The following is a 17,434-nucleotide window of genomic DNA, read 5'->3' as shown; positions in this document are numbered from 1 at the left end:
ATGGCACTTTCCCCTGATGTGGAGCGCATTCTGCGGTTGCTGCTGCCCGGATCCGAGCCCTGGCACGGAGAACTGCTGGCGCAGTTGCCCGCGACCAAGTCCGGGTCGGGGTGCGACTGCGGCTGCCCCACGGTCGACCTGGCCGTCGACCGCTCCTCCGGGACCCGCGCAACGTCGGCGCCCAACGGCATGATCGCCTCCGCCGCCGGGGCCGACGGCGGCGTGCTCCTGTTCGTGCACAACGGGTATCTGTCGATGCTGGAGGCGTACTACTACGAAGACTCAGTCGCTGCGTGGCCCGAGGACCTCGCGCTCGACTAGATCTCGCTGAGGAAGTGCGCCAGCGCGCCGTTGACCTGCTCGGGAGCGGTCAGCGGAGTCGCGTGCGCACCGCCGTCGATCGGTACGACACCGAAGCAGTACCGCAGCGCCTCGCTCAGCTCCTCGGCCTCCTGCGCGCCGAACAACGGGTCCGCGGTGCCGTACATGACCACTGCGGGACAACGGATCTGGCGCAGCCGTTCGCTGATGTCCTCGCGCTCCAACAGGCACGTCGCGGGCTCGGCGACCAGCTCCCGGTCGCGCTCGCGCCACTTCGCGATCCAGCGCGCGTTCTCGCCGGGCTCGTTGATGGTCAGAGCGGCGAAAACCGTTGTCAGCTCGTCGATCGGGCCCTCGGTGAGCCATCTGCCGAACATCTGGCCGTAGAACTCGCGCGCTCGCGGTGACTCCTCGCCAGGGAGCGTGCTGATCAGCGCGAGCGCGACGATCCGGTCGGGGGCGAGCAGTGCGGCGCGCACCGAGGTCAGACCGCCCTCGGCGACCCCGATCAGCGCGGCCTGTTCGATCTCCAAGTGGTCGAGCAGGCCGAGGCAGTCGCGTGCCTGGTCCCAGTAGCTGAAGGGGCGCCCGTCGGACTCGGTCAGCCCGTGCCCGCGCGCGTCCCACGTGATCACCCGGAACTCGCGGTCCAGCTCCTGCTGAGCGGCGAACATCTCGTGGTCCATGAGGATGCCGTGCGAGAACACCAGCGCGAGGCCTTCGCCGCCGCTGTCCTGGAAGTGCACCCGCTGCCCGTTGATCTCCGCGAAAGGCATGCCGCGCAGCCTGGCACAGTGGCCAGCGTGGGATTCATCGACCGGGTCGCCCTGCTGAACATCCGAGCCGGGGAGGTGCTCACCGCGCGCTCGACCGGCAACAACGTGTTCTACCTCCCCGGTGGAAAGCGCGAGCCTGGAGAGTCCGATGTGGACACTCTTCGGCGCGAAGTGATGGAGGAACTCGGCGTCACCGTGCGGGTCGAAAGCGCACAGCGGTTCGGTGTCTTCGAGGCGCAGGCGCACGGCTTCCCGCCCGGCGTGCTCGTGCGAACCGCTTGCTACACGGCGGAGTTCGCCGGGGAGCCGGTTCCGCAGGGCGAGATCGCCGAGCTGCGCTGGATCGGTCCGACCGGCCGTGACCTGCTGTCGGTCGCCGACGGCCTGATCATGGACGAGCTTGTCGCTTCGGGTCTGATGTGGTCTAGACCTTGACAGCGCTCGGTGTGGTCTAGTCCACTCATGTGAACACTCCGCCGCCGCAGAGGACGCGCAGCCCTGCGCCGGTGGGAGGAAACGTGGCTCGACGAGTCCTGTTCGCTCGGGTTGCCGCGCTGGCAACCCTGTTGCTGGGCGCGACCTTCCTCGCGGTGGTCCCGGCGTACGCGGGATCGGTCACCGCGACCTTCGTGAAGCAGAGCAGCTGGGACGGCGGCTACACCGCGCAGGTCACCGTGCGCAACGACTCCGGAAGCGCCGTGAACGGCTGGAAGGTCGAGCTCGAACTGCCTCAGGGCAGCGTCGGCGCGTACTGGGACGCCTTGCAGACCAACCAGAACGGGCGCTACGCGTTCACCAACCGCGAGTACAACGGCGCGGTCCCGGTCGGCGGCAGCGTCACCTTCGGGTTCAACGCCACCGGCAACGGCTCGCCCGCGAACTGCCGGATCAACGGAAACCCTTGTGAGGGCAGCACGACGCCGACCACCACGACGACTCCGCCGCCCACGACGACGACTTCGGTCGTGCAGCCGCCCGCAGGGGACAAGCTGCTGGTCGGGTACCTGCACGCGAGCTTCGCCAACGGCTCCGGCTACGTGCGCATGAAGGACGTGCCCAACGAGTGGGGCATCATCCAGCTCGCCTTCGCCGAGCCCACGTCGGTGACATCGGGCGAGCTGCGCTTCTCGCTGTGCCCGGTCGCGGAGTGCCCGAACGTGGAGAGCGAAGCGGAGTTCATCGCGGGCATCAAGCAGAAGCAGGCCCAGGGCAAGAAGGTCCTGATCTCCATCGGCGGGCAGAACGGCCAGGTCCAGCTCACCACGACGGCCGCGCGCGACGCCTTCGTGCGCTCGGTCAGCGCGATCATCGACAAGTACGGCCTCAACGGGCTGGACATCGACTTCGAGGGGCACTCGCTCTACCTGGACTCCGGCGACACCGACTTCAAGAACCCCAAGACGCCGGTGATCGTCAACCTGATCTCCGCGCTGAAGACGCTGAAAGCCAAGTACGGCAGCGCTTTCACGCTCACGATGGCCCCGGAGACCTTCTTCGTGCAGCTCGGCTACCAGCACTACGGCGGCCAGGGCGGCGCCGACAACCGCGCGGGCTCCTACCTCCCGGTGATCCACGCGATGCGCGGCGACCTGACCCTGCTGCACGTGCAGCAGTACAACTCCGGCCCGATCATGGCCCCGGACAACCAGTACAAGCAGATGCCGAGCGTGGACTTCCACGTTGCCATGGGCGACATGGTGCTGGGCGGCTTCCCGGTGCGCGGCGACACCAGCAACGTCTTCCAGGGGCTGCGCCAGGACCAGGTCGCGCTGGGACTGCCCGCGAGCGTCAACGCGGGCAACGGGCACACCCCGGTCGCCGCCGTGCACAAGGTGCTCGACTGCTTGATGAAGGGCCAGAACTGCGAGTCCTACAAGCCGCGCGGGACCTACCCGAACCTGCGCGGCCTGATGAGCTGGTCGATCAACTGGGACCGGTTCAACGGCGGCGAGTTCTCCCGGGAGCACTACGCCTATCTCAACAGATGAGGCCCTAGAGCTTCGCCAGGTCGACGGCCTTGCCCATCGCCTCGTAACCGGTGTTGTTGGGGTGTAGCCAGTCGGTGGTGGAGTGGGTGGCCCGCATCTTCTGCGGGTCACCCGGGTCGCGCATGACGGCGTCGAAGTCCACCACCGCGTCGAAGGCCCCGCTGGTCCTGACCCACGTGTTCACGTCGGTCCTGGTCTTCTCCAGCGCCTCGCTCCACTTGTTGGAACCCTTGAACGGCAACAGGGTTCCGCCGAGCACGCGGACGCCCTTGGCCCGCGCGGCGTCGATGATCTTGCGGTAGCCGGCGGTCAGCTCGGCGGCCGTGGGCGGAGTGCCCGCGCGGCGGATGTCGTTGATGCCCTCCAACAGGATCACCGTGCGCACATTGGTCCGCTGGAGCACGTCCCACCGCACGCGGGTGATCGCGGCCTGTCCGTTCGCGCCGTCCCTGAGCACCATGTTGCCGCCGATGCCCGCGTTGAGGACTCCGCGCTGGTCGTTGGCGGGCAAGGAGAGCAGCCGCCGCGCCAGCACGTCGGGGTAGCGGTGGTTGCCGTAGGTCGAGCCCGCGCCGTCGGTGATCGAGTCGCCGAGCGTGGCGACGCTGCGGTTCGCGGTCGGGGACTGCACGTCGAGCGCGGTCATGAAGTACCAGGAGCCGGTCTTCTTGGTGAACGCCGCGCCGGAGGTGTCCGCGGCGTGGTCTGCCGCGTCCGTCGCGATGAAGGAGTCCTGCTTCGCCATGCGGTGGTAGGTGACCTGCTTCGGCGAAGCCGTCACGTGAATGCTCACCAGCACGTCCGCGCCGGGGGAGACCGCCATCGCGAGCGGGTCGCTGAGCACCTCGCCGCCCGCCGGGATGCTGACCGCGCGCTTGCCGCCGAAGCTGAGGCTCTTCGGGGCCTGGTTCGTGGCCGGACCACCGCCGAGCGAGGCCGTCACGTGGCCGATCGCCGCGGCTTTCTCGCCGTAGCGGTTGGACAGCCTCAGCCGGACCTGCGAGCCGCCGACGCTGATGTGCGCGGCGGAGCGCACGGTGTAGCTCGGCACGGTGATGTCCGTGGTGGTGCTCGTCATCATCGCCGTGGTCCACGAGCCGACCCAGGCCGGTGCCGCCGACGCGGAGCCCGGCAGAACCATGCTGACCACGAGCGCGAACGCCGTGACGAACGATCTCCAAGCACGCATGCCGTGACTGTTCCGCAGCCCTTCGCGGACGGTCAATCCTCGATCAGTTGCTCTACGGGACTGACCGGGATAACGTCCGATACTCGCCGGTAACCTGGAGGTTCTTCATGTCGGGGACGGGACTGATCACCACCGAGCGCAGGGGCCGGGTGCTGCTGATCGGCTTCAACCGGGCGGACAAGCGCAACGCCTTCACCTCGACGATGCTCGCCGAGCTGGCGACGGCCTACACCGAGCTGGAGCGCGACCCCGAGCTGTGGGCGGGCGTCGTCTTCGCGCACGGCGAGCACTTCACGGCGGGCCTCGACCTCGCCGAGGTGGCGCCCAAGATCGTCGACGCCGGGTTCCCGCTGCCCGAGGGCTCGACCGACCCGTGGGGCACGCAGGGCCTGCCCAGGACCAAGCCCGTCGTCGTCGCCGTGCAGGGCTGGGTGCTCACGCTGGGCATCGAGCTGCTCTTGGCCTCGGACATCCGCATCGCAGCCGAGGACTCCCGCTTCGCACAGATCGAGATCAAGCGCGGCATCTACCCGTTCGGCGGCGCGACCATCCGCTTCCCGCAGGTCGCGGGCTGGGGCAACGCCATGCGCTGGCTGCTCACCGGCGACGAGTTCGACGCCGCCGAGGCACTGCGCATCGGCCTCGTCCAGGAGGTCGTCGCGCCCGGCGAGCAGCTCGACCGCGCGATCGAGCTGGCCGAGCGCATCTGCGAGCAGGCCCCGCTCGGCGTCCAGGCCACCATCGGCTCCGCTCGCACCGCCGCGACCGAGGGCGAGGCCGCCGCGATCGCCAACCTCGTGCCCGGCCTGATGAAGCTCATGGCCACCGACGACGCCAAGGAAGGCGTGATGTCCTTCGTTGAGCGCCGCAAGGCCAGCTTCACCGGTCGCTGAGCGAGGGGCCTGCCTCCGTCAAGGTGATCCGCAGCAGCACGCGCTCCTCGGCGGTCATCGCGGCCCGGTACTCGTCCCAGTCGGAGTGCTCGCCGTTCACCGCGCGGTAGTACTCGACCAGTCCGTCCATGGCCTCGGGCAGCTCGACGATCTCCACGGAGCCGCTGACCTGCACCCAGCGCCCGAAGAACCCGTCCGGCAGCACGCACAACCACGCGCGTGGATCTCTGCTGAGATTCCGCGTCTTCGCCGCCGCGGCGCGGGTGCTCACCACCACGCGCCCGTCCGCGTCCACCCCGGCGAGCACCGGTGACATCTGCGGCGTCCCGTCCCGCCGCACCGTCGCCAGCACTGCTCGGTGCTGTTCCCGGACAACGCCCAACGCCGCTTCGAGGTCCATGACAACCACTCCATGCCCAACCAGGGAACGATGCTGGTTCAGCTAAGCGCACGGGGGCTGGTGCCGCAGGAGCCCGCACCGTGGGGGGTGTGGGGGGTTCGACCCCCCAAAATCATGAAGGCCAGAGGGAAGACGGCGAAGCCGCCGAACACTCTGGCCTTTGAGCGGATGACGGGATTCGAACCCGCGACCCTCACCTTGGCAAGGTGATGCGCTACCACTGCGCTACATCCGCATTTCCAACCGACTTGGTGTCCGGCTGATGTCAGGAACTCTAACGGATGCGGGAAGCGAGATTCCAACGGGGGTCGGCTACCTCGCCTTGTCCACGAACGCCGAGATGGCCTCGGCGAGGCGTGCGGGGACCTTGACGTCGGCGGAGTGACCCTGTTTGTGCAGCACAAGGCGGTCGGCGCGGGGGAGCGCGCGTTCAAGCGCGTCGAGCCGCTGAGCCAGGTGCGCGGGGCTTCGGTCTCCGCCGACGAGCAGGGTCGGCACGGCAACGCGCGAGTACTCGTCGAGGCGGGCGCCGAGCCGGTCGATGGCTTCGAGGTCGTCGATCTGGTGCGGGACGAGCGCCCGGTACTGCGGCGCGAGCGCGACGACCTTGCCGATGAGCCACGCCTGCCACCCGGGCAGCCCGACGGTGTCGCGCATGAAGATCGCCAGCGCACGACCCGGTTTGCCCTCGGCCAGCGCTGCGCGGGCGCGAGTGAGGGCCTCGCCGCCCAGCGGTGGGCCGAGCACCACGGGCGCTTCGTAGATCACTGCGGCGGTGAACCTCGACGGAGCCGCGACGAGCGCTTCGAGCGCGACGATCCCGCCGGAGGAGTGGCCGTAGACGACGAGCGGCCCCTCGACGTCCTTGACCAGCTCCAGGACGTCCTCGACCTCCTCGGCGATCGAGCACGGCGCGTTGCCGGGTTTCAGCTCCGGCCGGTACTGGCGGCGGCGCATGGTCAGCACGCGGAACCGTCCGGCCAGGTGTTCTGCGAGCTTCGCGGTCCTCGTGCCGTCATCCAGGCCCGGGCCGATGAGCAGGATCGTGGTGTCCATGGCTCCTCCTTAGCGATGCTAAGTTAGCTTAGCGCTGCTAAGGTGGCAAGTGATGAGCGCGACGAGGAAACCCGGGCTGACCCGGGAGGTGTTGATCGAGACGGCGCTGCGGCTGCTGGACGAGGTCGGGCTCGACGGGCTGACCGTGCGCAGGCTGGCCACGGAGCTGGGCGTCCAGTCGCCCGCCCTGTACTGGCACGTCAAGAGCAAGCAGGAGCTGCTCGACGGCATGGCCGACGCGATCGTCCTCTCCGCGGGGATGGGGCCGCCGCGCGAGGACGAGAGCTGGCAGGACTGGCTGCTCCGCCGCTGCCGCTCCTATCGCCGGTCGCTGCTGGTCCACCGCGACGGCGCACGCGTGGTGTCCGGCTCGGCCGCCCTCAGCGAGGAGACGATCCGGCTGTTCAACGACGAGCTGACCGCGATGGTCGGCCGCGGGTTCACGCCGGTCTTGGCGCTGCGCACGATCACCGCGGCCTCGCAGTTCATCAACGGCTTCGCGCTCCAGGAGCAGTCCGCGGTCGACCGGGCGGTGCCGGACACCGACGACCGGCTTGGCGGGCTCGCGCGGGTGGTGCCGGGCGGGATGAGGTCGGCGCTGGTCCTGGCGATCGGCGCGGGCGGGAGCGCGGGCGGCGACGAGGCGTTCGAGCACGGGCTGCGGGTGCTGGTCGACGGCACCGCCGCCGCGCTCGCCCGCGAGGCCCGGCCGGACGAGTTGCGCGCAGTGGATGTTGCTGGTCAGTGATCGACTTTCGGTCTTTGCCTCACCCGCACGTGCCAAGAGGGGGTTACTCGCGGCAGAATCCCCGCGTGATGCTCACCGCTCGCAGCCGTTTGCCCGGAGGTTCGGTGCTAGCCAGTTTCACCCGCGGGGCCTACGTGCGTCGCGGTACCGTTACAGACACAGAGCGCTCGGTGAGTCGTGGCACCAGCGTGACCGGTGCCGACGGCTGAGGAGGCGCTGATGACGCGGTTGGTTCGAGGAGCGGACGGTCGGATGTGGACCGTGCGCACCCATATCGAGTGGTCGAACCCCGCCGGGGTCGACGAGTTCGAGCACGACGTCAACGCCGGGCGGACCTCGGGGATCGTCATGGCGGTGATCGTCGTGGGCCTGGTCGCCGTCCTGGTGGCGTGGACCCCGAGCGACGTGATCATCCCGTTCTGGCTGCTGCTGGCGCTGGCGATGCTCATCCTGTTCTTCCCGGCCCGCTGGGCGCTGCGCAGGCAGTGGACCGTGGTCGCCGAGACCCCCGGTGACCTCGAAGAACACGGTCCCGAACGCTGGGTCGGCGCGGTGCGCGGCATGATGGCCGCCCACCAGGAGACCACCAAGATCGCCAGGGACATCGAGGTCTACTCGACGCCCGCCGTCGACGGCCCCCTCCAACCCATCGACTGACCGCAGGCCCGCTCCGCGTTTTCGTACCCAATGTGGCATTTGTTTCGTTAAGTGCAACAAATGCCACATTGGGTACGTAGCTGTGCCGGTGTTGGGCGGTTGGTGGTTACGCGTGACTGCGTGCGCGGGCGGAGTGCTTGGGTCAGACTGGGCGGGTGCCTGAACTTCCCGAGGTCGAGGCACTCGCGCACCACCTGCGCGAGCACGCCACCGGACGCACTGTGCGCAGGGTCGACGTCGCGTCGTTGACCGTGCTCAAGACCGTCAGCCCGCCGTGGACCGCGCTGCACGGGCGCACCGTCACGGGCGCCGCCCGGCACGGCAAGTTCCTCGACCTGGACTGCGACGGCCTGCACCTGGTCACGCACCTGTCCAGGGCGGGGTGGCTGAGGTGGGCGGACACGCTCGCCGCAGCACCGCCAAAGCCGGGCAAGGGACCACTGGCGCTGCGCGTGCACCTCGGTCCGCCCGGCGAAGGGCCCGGGTTCGACCTGACCGAGGCCGGGACGCAGAAGCGGCTTGCCGTCTACGTCGTCGAGGACCCGGCGACCGAGGTCCCGGGCATCGCCAGACTCGGGCCGGACGCGCTCGCGATCACCAGGGACGAGTTCGCCGAGCTGCTCAAGAACCGCTCCGAGCGGCTGAAGACGGTGCTGGTCGAGCAGTCCACGCTCGCGGGCGTCGGCAACGCGTACTCCGACGAGATCCTGCACACCGCGCGGCTCTCGCCCTACGCGACCAGCAAGAAGCTCAAGGACGACGCGATCGACGAGCTGTACGCGGCCCTGCGCCAGGTGCTCACCGACGCCGTGGAGCGCTCGGTCGGGCAGGCGGCGGCGCGGCTCAAGGGCGAGAAGCGCTCCGGGCTGCGCGTGCACGGGCGCGCGGGGATGCCGTGCCCGGTGTGCTCCGACACCGTCCGCGAGGTTTCCTTCGCCACCAAGGCTTTCCAGTACTGCCCGACGTGCCAGACCGGCGGCAAACCGCTGTCGGACCGGCGGATGGACCGGCTGCTGAAGTAGCTACTGGTCGACGATGATCACTTCGAGGGTGCGCGGACCGTGCACGCCCTCGACGCGGTCAAGCTCGATGTCGCTGGTGGCGGACGGACCGCTGATGAACGTGAGCGGGCGGACGGGGTCCAAGCGCGCCAACGCTTCCGGCACCGTGCCGACCACTTGCTCCGCGCGCACCACGCACAGGTGGTAGTCCGGGAGCAGCGTCAGCGCGCGCCTGCCCTGGCCGACCCCGGCGTCGAGCACGATCGTCCCCGTCTCGGCGATGCCCACCGCGCAGGCGGTCAGCACGCCGTCGCTGGAGTCCATCGCATCGATCGACAGCGGCGGGGAGTCTTGCTGCCACTCCACATCGGGGCTCAGCCAGTCCTCTGGCAGGTCGGTCGGCGCGATCATCCGGCGCGCGCCACGGGCTTCGAGCAGGCCGTCGATCCACACGGTCAACCGCTCGGCGCGGACGCGGTGCACGATCGCGCGGTAGTCGGCGACGCGCTCGGCGAACACGTCGATGAGATCGCCGAGATCTCGGGAAACGTCGTAGTCGCGAGGGATCGGCGCTGGCTGGGGGTTGTCGCGCAGGGCGCTCTTGATGCGGCGCAACACTTCGGTGCGGGCTGAGCTAGCCACGGGTTCGCCTCCACCACGCGCGGAAGGATTCGGCCGGGGGAACGGGGAGATCGCGCGAGTCGGTCCACTTCGAGCCGGGCCACGGCAGCCTTCCTATGCGCCCTCCCTTCGCGACGAAACGACCGAGCGAGCCGGCGCGCTGGGCGGCGGCGAAGCGCTTGGGGTCGCGCATCACCCACGCCAGCGCGGACATCGCGACCGCCTCCGGACCGCGCTTTCGCTTGGCGGACACCACTTTTCCGCGCAGGTGCACGAGGATCTTGGGGATGTCGATGCGGACCGGGCACGCGTCGAAGCACGCTCCGCACAGCGACGACGCGAACGGCAGTGACGCGGTTTGCTTGTCCTGCAAGTTCTCCATGAGCTGCGGGGTGAGGATCGCGCCGATCGGGCCGGGGTAGACCGAGCCGTAGGCGCCGCCGCCCGTGCGCTCGTAGACCGGGCAGACGTTGAGGCACGCGGAGCACCGGATGCAGCGCAGCGCCGCGCGACCGACCTCGTCGGCGAGCGTGGCGGTCCTGCCGTTGTCCAGAAGCACCAGGTGGAACTCCTGCGGGCCGTCGCCTGGCGTGACACCGGTCCACACCGAGGTGTAGGGGTTCATCCGCTCCGCAGTGGAGGAGCGGGGGAGCAGCTGGAGGAACACTTCGAGGTCGCGCCACGACGGCACGAGCTTCTCGATGCCCATCACGGTGATCAGCGTCTGCGGCAGGGTCAGGCACATGCGGCCGTTGCCCTCGGACTCGACCACGACGACCGAGCCCGTGTCGGCGACGGCGAAGTTCGCGCCGGACACCGCGACCTTGGCGGTGAGGAACTTCCGCCGCAGGTGCGCGCGTGCAGCTTCGGCCAGTTCACGCGGCTCGTCGGTCAGGTCATCGGGGGCACCCGGCATCTCCCTGCGGAAGATCTCCTTGATCTCCGAGCGGTTGCGGTGGATCGCGGGGACCAGGATGTGCGACGGGCGGTCCTTGCCCAGCTGCACGATCAGCTCGGCGAGGTCGGTCTCGATCGCCGTGACCCCACCGGCTTCGAGCGCCTCGTTGAGGCCGATCTCCGCGGTGGCCATGGACTTGATCTTCACGACCTCGTCGGCGCCGGCGGCCTTGGCCAGCCGCAGCACGATCTCGTTGGCCTCGGCGGCGTCCCGCGCCCAGTGCACGATCCCGCCGCGCGCGGTCACCGACTGTTCGAGCCGTTCCAGGTAACTGTCCAAATTGGACAGAACCTCGTTCTTGATCGCCTCGCCCGCGCGGCGCAGGTCCTCCCAGTCGGGGAGTTCACCGACCGCGAGCGCGCGCTTGCCCCGGATCGTCGTGGTGGCCTTGCGGAGGTTGCGGCGCAGCTGCGTGTCGGTGAGCGCTTTCTTCGCCGCGACCGGAAAAGCGGGGGTGCCGAGCCAGGTCACCGGGTTGCGCGCCACGGGTCCTCCTCCGTGCTGGCCAGGATTTCGGCGAGGTGGACCGGCCGCACGCCGGTGCGCAGCCGCGACAGGCCACCGCCGATGTGCATCAGGCAGGAGCTGTCCCCCGCGGTCACGACCTCCGCGCGCGTGGTCAGCACGCAGCTCATCTTGTCGCCGAGCATCGCGGTGGAGGTCTCGGCGTTCTTCAGCGCGAACGTGCCGCCGAAACCGCAGCAGGAATCGGCGTCGGGCAGTTCCACCAGATCCAGACCGCGCACGTTCTCCAGCAGCCGCAACGGTTTCTCACCGACGCCGAGCATGCGCAGCGAGTGGCACGTGGGGTGGTAGGTCACGCGGTGCGGGAAATACGCGCCCACATCGGTCACGCCGAGCACGTCGACCAGGAACTCCGACAGCTCGTAGGTGTTGGCGATCGCCTGGGAGGCCGGGGAACCCGTCAGGTCGGGATAGACCTCGCGAACCATTCCCGTACATGAACCGGAGGGTATGACGACCGCGTCGTAGCTGGAGAAGACGCGGGTGTAGTTGTCCGCAAGTGGCCGCGCCTGATCGCGGTATCCGGTGTTGAAGTGCATCTGCCCGCAACAGGTCTGGGCCTGCGGGAAGTCCACGACGCAGCCGAGCCGCTCCAGCAGGCGCACGGTGGCCTTGGCCGTCTCGGGGAAAAGCGTGTCGGCGAGGCAGGTCGCGAAGAGCGCGACTCGAACGGCTGTTCCATCGAGAGTTCGCACACCGGACACCCTCTCCCGGCGGTACCGTAATGTTCAACAGGAAGCACCGACCACATCGGGCACGAGCCGGGTTCATCCATTCGGCACAGTTTTCAGTGCGCCAGGACAGTTGCCTTGCGGGGCCGTCACAGCGGAGCATGAGCGAGTGAGTGAGCTGCTCACCGACAGAGCAATCATGGGGAGCATCGCGGGCATAGCCGTGCTCGCGCTCTTCGTCATGCTCTGCCGCGCCCGGCGCGTCAGCACCTCCGTCGAGGACGCGACGCTGACCGCGCTGCACCGGGTCACCCAGGCGGCACCCGCGCTGCGCGAAGGACTTTCCGTGCGTTCGGCCGACCAGGCGACGCCGCACCTGCGCGAACTGCTGGCCTGCGTCGCGGTCGCGCTCGTCGACCCCGACGGCGAACCGCTGTCCTGGGCGGGCGAGGCGAACTACCACTTCGAGGACCTGCGCGACATCGTCGCGATCGCGGTCAACGACCGCAAACCCGCGCTGGCCAACCACGGCACGATGGACTGCGAGATCAACAAGTGCCCGATGCGGCACGCGGTCGCCTACCCGCTCGAGGTCGACGGCTCCATCGTCGGCGCGATGGTCGTGGTCGCGGGCATCGGCGGCAAACGTCTGCTGCGCGCCGCTGAAGAGGGCGCGCGCTACGTCGTCACGCAGCTCGAACTCTCCGAGCTCCAGGAGTCCCGCGAGCGGCTGGCCATCGCCGAGGTCCGCGCGCTGCGTGCGCAGATCTCGCCGCACTTCATCTACAACGCGCTGACCACGATCTCCTCGCTGGTGCGCACCGATCCCTCGCAGGCCCGGGACCTGTTGCAGGAGTTCGCGGAGTTCACCCGCTACTCCTTCCGCAACGCCGGGCCGTACGTGACGCTCGCCGACGAGCTGCGCAACATCGACCGCTACCTGACGCTGGAGCGCGCCCGCTACGGCAACGACCGGCTCAACGTGAAGCTCCAGATCGCGCCCGAGGTACTGCCCGTCGTCGTGCCGTTCCTGACGCTGCAACCGCTGGTGGAGAACGCGGTGCGGCACGGCCTCGCCAGCAAGCCGGGCGGCGGGACGGTCACGGTGGCCGCGATCGACGACGGCGCCGAGGCCATGATCAGCGTCGAGGACGACGGCGTCGGCATGGACCCGCAGCGGCTGCGCGAGGCGACCGACAACGCGCACATGACCGGCGCGCACGTCGGGCTCGGCAACGTGGACGACCGGCTGCGCAGGGCCTTCGGCAACGACTACGGCCTGGTCGTGGAGACCAACCTCAACGCGGGCACCAAGGTCGTGCTGCGGGTGCCGAAGTTCGCCGTCGGCGTGCACGCGCCGCCGCCCGCGCCCGTGGGCTGATCCTTCCGTAGGGTCGATGGCATGAGCGTGACCGAGAAGCTGGCCGCCCGACTGCCCATCCTCGGCAACCAGGGCGAACGCGCGCCCGTCGTCGCCGTTGTCCGCCTGCACGGGGTGATCACCCCCACCCCGTCGCCGATGGCGCGGGGCGCGCTCAACCTGCAGAGCCTGGACTCCGCGCTGACCAAGGCCTTCGAGCACGACCGGCTCGCCGCGGTGGCGCTGCTGATCAACTCGCCCGGCGGGTCGCCGACGCAGTCCGCGCTGATCGCCGGGCGCGTCCGCGAGCTGGCCGACGAGAAGAAGGTGCCGGTGCTGGCCTTCTGCGAGGACACGGCTGCCTCCGGCGGGTACTGGCTCGCCTGCGCCGCCGACGAGATCTACGCGCACGGCACCTCCATGGTCGGCTCCATCGGCGTGATCAACTCCGGGTTCGGGCTGGAGAACGTGCTGGAGCGCTTCGGCGTGCAGCGACGGCTGCACACCGCGGGCACCAGCAAGTCCCGGCTCGACCCGTTCAGCCCCGAGAAGGCCGAGGACGTCGTGTGGTTGCGCGGCATCCTCGACCAGCTCCACGGGCAGTTCACCGACTGGGTGAAGCAGCGGCGCGGGGACAAGCTGCGCGGGACGGACGAGGAGCTGTTCAACGGCGAGGTCTGGCTCGGCGCGAGGGCGGCCGAACTCGGGCTGATCGACGGCGTCGGCACGCTGCGCCAGGTGGTCACCAAGCGCTGGAAGGGCGCGGAGATCGCGGTGACCGAGCCGAAGAAACCGCTGCTCGCCAAGCTCGGCATCGGCGCGAGCGCGCTGTTCGGTTCCCCTGCCGACAAGATCCTCGGCGCCGTCGAGGCCGTCGAGCACCGCGCGTGGTGGTCCCGACTGGGCCTGTGACCCCGGCGCCGGTAACGGTGCGGTGCAGCGGTGGCGCGGGATGACCGTGTGTTGGGCTAACGTCTGCGATCTGTCACCCTGTTGTCCCGACACTGGTCGTGGACATCAGACCTGGGCGATCGGCAGGATATGGCGTCACTGTGAGTACGAACGGAAAGCCAGCGGGGCTCATCGTCTTGGCCATCGACGATGAGCCCAACAACCTGGACGAGATCGGGTACCTGCTGGACTCCAATCCGCGGGTGCGGCGAGTGCTGTTGGCCGGCGACGCCACCGAGGCGCTGAGCATCCTGCGCGGCGCCGATCCCGAGGTGCACCACCGGTTGCGCAACAACATCGCGCCGGTCGACGCCGTCTTCGCGGACATCCAGATGCCCGGCCTGTCCGGGATGGAGCTGGCCAGGCTGATGGTCGGCGTGCAGCCCGCCCCCGCGCTGGTGTTCATCACCGGCTTCGAGGAGTACGCGCTGGGCGCCTACGAGCTGGGCGCGCTGGACTACATCGTGAAGCCGCCGCGCGAGGACCGCATCGAGCGCGTGCTCGGGCTGGTCGAGCGCACGCAGCTGACCGCCCAGCTGGAGACCGCTGCCGCCGCCGTCGCCGAGCCGGTCGAGGAGGAGGTCATCCCGGTCGAGCTGGCCGGGACGACCAAGCTCATCCCGCGCTCCTCGGTGCGATGGGTGGAGGCCCAGGGCGACTACGCGCGGCTGCACACCTCCGACGGCAGCAGCCACCTGGTGCGCATCCCGCTGGCGCAGCTGGAGGAGAAGTGGGCTGACGCGGGCTTCGTCCGCATCCACCGCTCGTACTTGGTCGCGCTGCCGCTGATCACCGAGCTGAAGATGGTGTCGTCGGGCTACACAGTCCGGCTGGGCAACGAGGCGGGAGCGCCCGAGCTTCCGGTCAGCCGCAGGCACACCAGGGAACTGAAGGACCGCCTGGTCCGCGCGCCCAAGAACAACTGGGGCCAGCGGTGAGCTTCCCGCACGGCCAGGACCCCCTGGACGGGCTGGGTCCTGGCGCGCAGGAGCACACGCGCAACGGGCAGGACGGGCACGAGGACTCCGCGGAGGACGAGCCGACGTACCCGTTGCGCGGCAAGCGGCGGGTGAAGGTCGTGCTCGCCGAGCGGCGCGGCGCGCGGCGCATCCTGCGGCCGATGGCCCAGCTGGAGGGCCAGGACACCCCGATCGCCGAGAGCGTGGTCAAGGAGCTGGTCCGCAGGCAGCTCAAGATCGCCATCGCGCTGGCGGGCCTGGTGCTGGGGCTCTACGCGGGGCTGCCGGTGCTGTTCGTGATGGTCCCGGAGATCGGCGAGGCCGTGATCTTCGGCATCCGGCTGCCCTGGCTGCTCGTCGGCGGGCTCGCCTACCCGTTCATGGTCGCCGTCGGCATGGTCTACAACCGCGCCGTCGAGCGCAACGAGGCGAAGTTCGCCAACCAGTACACCGGCATGGTCGAAGACTGAAGGCCAGGCGGACGCGATGGTGCAGAACAACTGGGCGCTGGGCGGGGTCATCCTCGCGATGGCGCTCACCATCGGCGTCGGCGTCTACGGCGGCCGCAGGTCCAAGACCACGCCGGACTTCCTCGTCGCGGGCCGGACGATCAAGCCGCACGCCAACGCCGCGGCCATCGCGGGCGAGTACCTCTCCGCCGCGTCGTTCCTCGGTGTCGCCGGGCTGGTGTTCACCAAGGGCGCGACGGGGCTCTGGTACCCCTTCGGCTACGCGGGCGGCTACCTCGCGCTGCTGCTGTTCGTCGCCGCGCCGCTGCGGCGCTCCGGCGCGTACACGGTCCCGGACTTCGCCGAAGCGCGACTCAGCTCGCTCGGCCTGCGCAGGCTGTGCACGGCGGTCGTCGTGCTGCTCGGCTGGTGGTACCTGGTGCCGCAGTTCCAGAGCGCCGGCCTGACGCTGTCCACGTTCACCGGAGTGCCCGCGTGGCTGGGCGGGCTCGCGGTCGCCATCACCGTCACGATCAACGTGGTCGGCGGCGGCATGCGGGCGATCACCCTGGTCCAGGCGTTCCAGTACTACCTGAAGCTGTTCGCGCTGGCGTTCCCGGCGTTCGTGCTGTTCTTCGTCTTCCTCGGCGACAACAGGGCCGACTACCGCTCGCTGTCCGAGCCGCTGCCTCCCGCGTTCGCCAGGGAGACCACGGTCGACGTGAAGACCGCGGTGCGGCTCCAGGTCTCGCAGCCGGTGTCCCTGAAGGCACGGGGTTCCATCGACGGGGCCCCGGTGGACGGCGGAGCGATCTGGGCCGCAGGCACGGTGAAGTCGGTCGACAAGGGCACCCAGCTGATCTTCCCGGCCGGTGCCCCGGTCCCGTCGGTCACCACCGCCGCCGCCGACAACGCCAGCTGGCTGCGGCCGATGTCCGGCGGCTGGCCCCAGGTGCTGGAGATCTGGTCGCTGATGTTCGCGACGTTCTTCGGCACGATGGGGCTGCCGCACGTGCTGGTCCGCTTCTACACCAACCCGGACGGCTCCTCGGCGCGCACGACCACGCTCTACGTGCTCGTCCTCGTCGGCGGCTTCTACCTGTTCTCGCTGATCTTCGCCGGGCTCTCCCGGTTGTACGTGCCGGAGCTTCTGGTCACCGGCCAGGACAACGCCGCCGTGCTGCTGCTGCCGAGCGCGATGCTGAACAACTGGTTCGGCCAGCTGCTGGCGGCGCTGACCGCGGCGGGGGCCTTCGCGGCGTTCCTGTCGACCTCCTCCGGCCTGCTGGTCAGCGTGGCGGGCGTGCTCTCGACGGACGTGCTGCCCGGACGCGTGCGGGACTTCCGGTTGGCGACGATCTTCGGCTCGCTGGTGCCGATCGTGTGCGCGCTGCTGTTCCCCAACCTCGGCGCGGCGCAGTCGGTCGGCCTCGCGCTGTGCCTGGCGGCGTCCACGTTCTGCCCGCTGCTGATCCTGGGCATCTGGTACCGGGGGCTCACCCCGTTCGGCGCCACCATGGGCATCCTCACCGGCGGCGGGGTCGTGCTCGCCTCCACCACCTACGTCCTGGCCACCACCTCGACGAGCGGCTGGGTCAACTCGCTCGTCGCGCAGCCCGGGATGATCAGCGTCCCGCTCTCGTTCCTGTCGATGTGGTTCTTCAGCAAGCTGTCCTACCGCAGCGTGCCCAAGGACGTCGCTCAGGTGATGTTGCGGATGCACGCCCCCGATCGGTTGGGATTCACGAAGGACCGCGACGTCCAGCAGTTCGGGAACAAGGCCCAGCCACCCGTCGACGTGTCCAAGCGGACCTCGACGACGCTGACCGGCTGGGCCAGTCGGCGGCAGCGCAAGTAGGCGCTTTCCCGCTGATCAGGGCCCGTTTCTAGGTCCGTTCGGACCAGTCTTTC

19 protein-coding genes and 1 tRNA gene are annotated in these 17,434 nt (G+C 69.5%); 12 read left to right on the top strand and 8 right to left on the bottom strand.

Going from position 1 to position 17,434, the window contains the following annotated elements; all coding sequences use genetic code 11:
* Window positions 1-321, top strand: a complete 321-nt coding sequence (locus tag ABD798_RS07970; RefSeq protein ID WP_344872192.1) for a hypothetical protein — start codon at window positions 1-3, stop codon at window positions 319-321.
* On the opposite strand, the gene ABD798_RS07965 is transcribed toward ABD798_RS07970, so the two are convergent.
* Window positions 318-1,097: an alpha/beta fold hydrolase gene (locus tag ABD798_RS07965; protein ID WP_344872190.1), complete on the bottom strand. Its 780-nt coding sequence runs from the start codon at window positions 1,095-1,097 to the stop codon at window positions 318-320. The genes ABD798_RS07970 and ABD798_RS07965 overlap by 4 nt on opposite strands.
* 18 nt (window positions 1,098-1,115) lie before the next feature.
* Here ABD798_RS07965 and ABD798_RS07960 point away from each other — a divergent pair, with 18 nt between their 5' ends.
* Both ABD798_RS07960 and ABD798_RS07955 read left to right on the top strand, forming a co-directional pair.
* The gene (locus tag ABD798_RS07960) at window positions 1,116-1,532 is read left to right on the top strand and encodes an NUDIX hydrolase (RefSeq protein WP_344872188.1); all 417 of its coding nucleotides are present in this window, start codon (window positions 1,116-1,118) and stop codon (window positions 1,530-1,532) included.
* Between the two features lie 83 nt (window positions 1,533-1,615).
* Window positions 1,616-3,085: a chitinase gene (locus ABD798_RS07955; RefSeq protein WP_344872186.1), complete on the top strand. Its 1,470-nt coding sequence runs from the start codon at window positions 1,616-1,618 to the stop codon at window positions 3,083-3,085.
* A gap of 4 nt (window positions 3,086-3,089) precedes the next feature.
* On the opposite strand, the gene ABD798_RS07950 is transcribed toward ABD798_RS07955, so the two are convergent.
* A complete protein-coding gene (locus tag ABD798_RS07950; RefSeq protein ID WP_344872184.1) occupies window positions 3,090-4,274 on the bottom strand; it encodes an SGNH/GDSL hydrolase family protein in 1,185 nt (394 codons plus the stop codon).
* Window positions 4,275-4,381: 107 nt separating this feature from the next.
* Between ABD798_RS07950 and ABD798_RS07945 the strand changes: the two genes are divergently transcribed.
* A complete protein-coding gene (locus ABD798_RS07945; protein ID WP_344872182.1) occupies window positions 4,382-5,167 on the top strand; it encodes a crotonase/enoyl-CoA hydratase family protein in 786 nt (261 codons plus the stop codon).
* Here the strand turns inward: ABD798_RS07945 and ABD798_RS07940 are convergent.
* The 3 genes from ABD798_RS07940 to ABD798_RS07930 form a co-directional block, all read right to left on the bottom strand.
* The gene (locus ABD798_RS07940; RefSeq protein ID WP_344872180.1) at window positions 5,154-5,567 is read right to left on the bottom strand and encodes a PPOX class F420-dependent oxidoreductase; all 414 of its coding nucleotides are present in this window, start codon (window positions 5,565-5,567) and stop codon (window positions 5,154-5,156) included. The two genes, ABD798_RS07945 and ABD798_RS07940, sit on opposite strands and share 14 nt — an antisense overlap.
* Window positions 5,568-5,730: 163 nt before the next feature.
* A tRNA-Gly gene (locus tag ABD798_RS07935) sits at window positions 5,731-5,802 on the bottom strand.
* A gap of 77 nt (window positions 5,803-5,879) precedes the next feature.
* Window positions 5,880-6,623, bottom strand: a complete 744-nt coding sequence (locus ABD798_RS07930; RefSeq protein WP_344872178.1) for an alpha/beta fold hydrolase — start codon at window positions 6,621-6,623, stop codon at window positions 5,880-5,882.
* Window positions 6,624-6,675: 52 nt separating this feature from the next.
* On the opposite strand from ABD798_RS07930, the gene ABD798_RS07925 reads away from it, so the two are divergent.
* The 3 genes from ABD798_RS07925 (at window position 6,676) to ABD798_RS07915 (ending at window position 9,050) form a co-directional block, all read left to right on the top strand.
* Window positions 6,676-7,371, top strand: a complete 696-nt coding sequence (locus ABD798_RS07925) for a TetR/AcrR family transcriptional regulator C-terminal domain-containing protein (RefSeq protein ID WP_344872176.1) — start codon at window positions 6,676-6,678, stop codon at window positions 7,369-7,371.
* A gap of 219 nt (window positions 7,372-7,590) precedes the next feature.
* Entirely contained in the window at window positions 7,591-8,028 is a 438-nt protein-coding gene (locus tag ABD798_RS07920; RefSeq protein ID WP_344872174.1) for a DUF983 domain-containing protein, read from the top strand.
* A 155-nt stretch (window positions 8,029-8,183) separates the two neighbouring features.
* A complete protein-coding gene (locus tag ABD798_RS07915) occupies window positions 8,184-9,050 on the top strand; it encodes an Fpg/Nei family DNA glycosylase (protein WP_344872172.1) in 867 nt (288 codons plus the stop codon).
* On the opposite strand, the gene ABD798_RS07910 is transcribed toward ABD798_RS07915, so the two are convergent.
* Genes ABD798_RS07910 through ABD798_RS07900 form a run of 3 tightly spaced genes read right to left on the bottom strand, consistent with a single transcriptional unit; the run spans window position 9,051 to window position 11,828 of the window.
* The gene (locus ABD798_RS07910; RefSeq protein WP_344872170.1) at window positions 9,051-9,671 is read right to left on the bottom strand and encodes a LutC/YkgG family protein; all 621 of its coding nucleotides are present in this window, start codon (window positions 9,669-9,671) and stop codon (window positions 9,051-9,053) included.
* Entirely contained in the window at window positions 9,664-11,094 is a 1,431-nt protein-coding gene (locus ABD798_RS07905; protein WP_344872168.1) for a LutB/LldF family L-lactate oxidation iron-sulfur protein, read from the bottom strand. Before ABD798_RS07905 ends, ABD798_RS07910 begins: the two co-directional genes overlap by 8 nt.
* Window positions 11,076-11,828 carry a (Fe-S)-binding protein gene (locus tag ABD798_RS07900; RefSeq protein ID WP_344872166.1) on the bottom strand — a complete coding sequence of 251 codons (753 nt, stop codon included), beginning with the start codon at window positions 11,826-11,828 and terminating at the stop codon, window positions 11,076-11,078. Before ABD798_RS07900 ends, ABD798_RS07905 begins: the two co-directional genes overlap by 19 nt.
* Window positions 11,829-11,973: 145 nt before the next feature.
* Between ABD798_RS07900 and ABD798_RS07895 the strand changes: the two genes are divergently transcribed.
* From ABD798_RS07895 to ABD798_RS07875, 5 genes are all read left to right on the top strand, one after another.
* Window positions 11,974-13,185 (top strand): sensor histidine kinase, encoded by a 1,212-nt coding sequence (locus ABD798_RS07895; protein ID WP_344872164.1) that lies wholly within the window; start codon window positions 11,974-11,976, stop codon window positions 13,183-13,185.
* A gap of 21 nt (window positions 13,186-13,206) precedes the next feature.
* Window positions 13,207-14,076 (top strand): S49 family peptidase, encoded by an 870-nt coding sequence (locus tag ABD798_RS07890; RefSeq protein WP_344872162.1) that lies wholly within the window; start codon window positions 13,207-13,209, stop codon window positions 14,074-14,076.
* Between the two features lie 140 nt (window positions 14,077-14,216).
* On the top strand, window positions 14,217-15,053 hold the full coding sequence (locus tag ABD798_RS07885) for a LytR/AlgR family response regulator transcription factor (protein WP_344872160.1): 837 nt from the start codon (window positions 14,217-14,219) through the stop codon (window positions 15,051-15,053).
* Window positions 15,050-15,544 (top strand): DUF485 domain-containing protein, encoded by a 495-nt coding sequence (locus tag ABD798_RS07880; protein WP_344872157.1) that lies wholly within the window; start codon window positions 15,050-15,052, stop codon window positions 15,542-15,544. The genes ABD798_RS07885 and ABD798_RS07880 overlap by 4 nt, the downstream gene beginning before the upstream one ends.
* A 16-nt stretch (window positions 15,545-15,560) precedes the next feature.
* Entirely contained in the window at window positions 15,561-17,381 is a 1,821-nt protein-coding gene (locus ABD798_RS07875) for a sodium/solute symporter (RefSeq protein ID WP_344872155.1), read from the top strand.
* Window positions 17,382-17,434 lie beyond the last annotated feature (53 nt).

It is taken from the genome of Allokutzneria multivorans, from assembly GCF_039537405.1.
Lineage (GTDB): Bacteria > Actinomycetota > Actinomycetes > Mycobacteriales > Pseudonocardiaceae > Allokutzneria > Allokutzneria multivorans.
The sequence above is the reverse complement of the archived record's forward strand: the minus strand, read 5'-3'. Positions and strand labels throughout refer to the sequence as shown.

Coding starts and splice junctions, on each gene's coding strand:
- ABD798_RS07970 (WP_344872192.1), top strand. CDS start 1: ATGGCACTTTCCCCTGATGTGGAGCGCATTCTGCGGTTGCTGCTGCCC.
- ABD798_RS07965 (WP_344872190.1), bottom strand. CDS start 1,097: ATGCCTTTCGCGGAGATCAACGGGCAGCGGGTGCACTTCCAGGACAGC.
- ABD798_RS07950 (WP_344872184.1), bottom strand. CDS start 4,274: ATGCGTGCTTGGAGATCGTTCGTCACGGCGTTCGCGCTCGTGGTCAGC.
- ABD798_RS07945 (WP_344872182.1), top strand. CDS start 4,382: ATGTCGGGGACGGGACTGATCACCACCGAGCGCAGGGGCCGGGTGCTG.
- ABD798_RS07940 (WP_344872180.1), bottom strand. CDS start 5,567: ATGGACCTCGAAGCGGCGTTGGGCGTTGTCCGGGAACAGCACCGAGCA.
- ABD798_RS07930 (WP_344872178.1), bottom strand. CDS start 6,623: ATGGACACCACGATCCTGCTCATCGGCCCGGGCCTGGATGACGGCACG.
- ABD798_RS07925 (WP_344872176.1), top strand. CDS start 6,676: ATGAGCGCGACGAGGAAACCCGGGCTGACCCGGGAGGTGTTGATCGAG.
- ABD798_RS07920 (WP_344872174.1), top strand. CDS start 7,591: ATGACGCGGTTGGTTCGAGGAGCGGACGGTCGGATGTGGACCGTGCGC.
- ABD798_RS07890 (WP_344872162.1), top strand. CDS start 13,207: ATGAGCGTGACCGAGAAGCTGGCCGCCCGACTGCCCATCCTCGGCAAC.
- ABD798_RS07875 (WP_344872155.1), top strand. CDS start 15,561: ATGGTGCAGAACAACTGGGCGCTGGGCGGGGTCATCCTCGCGATGGCG.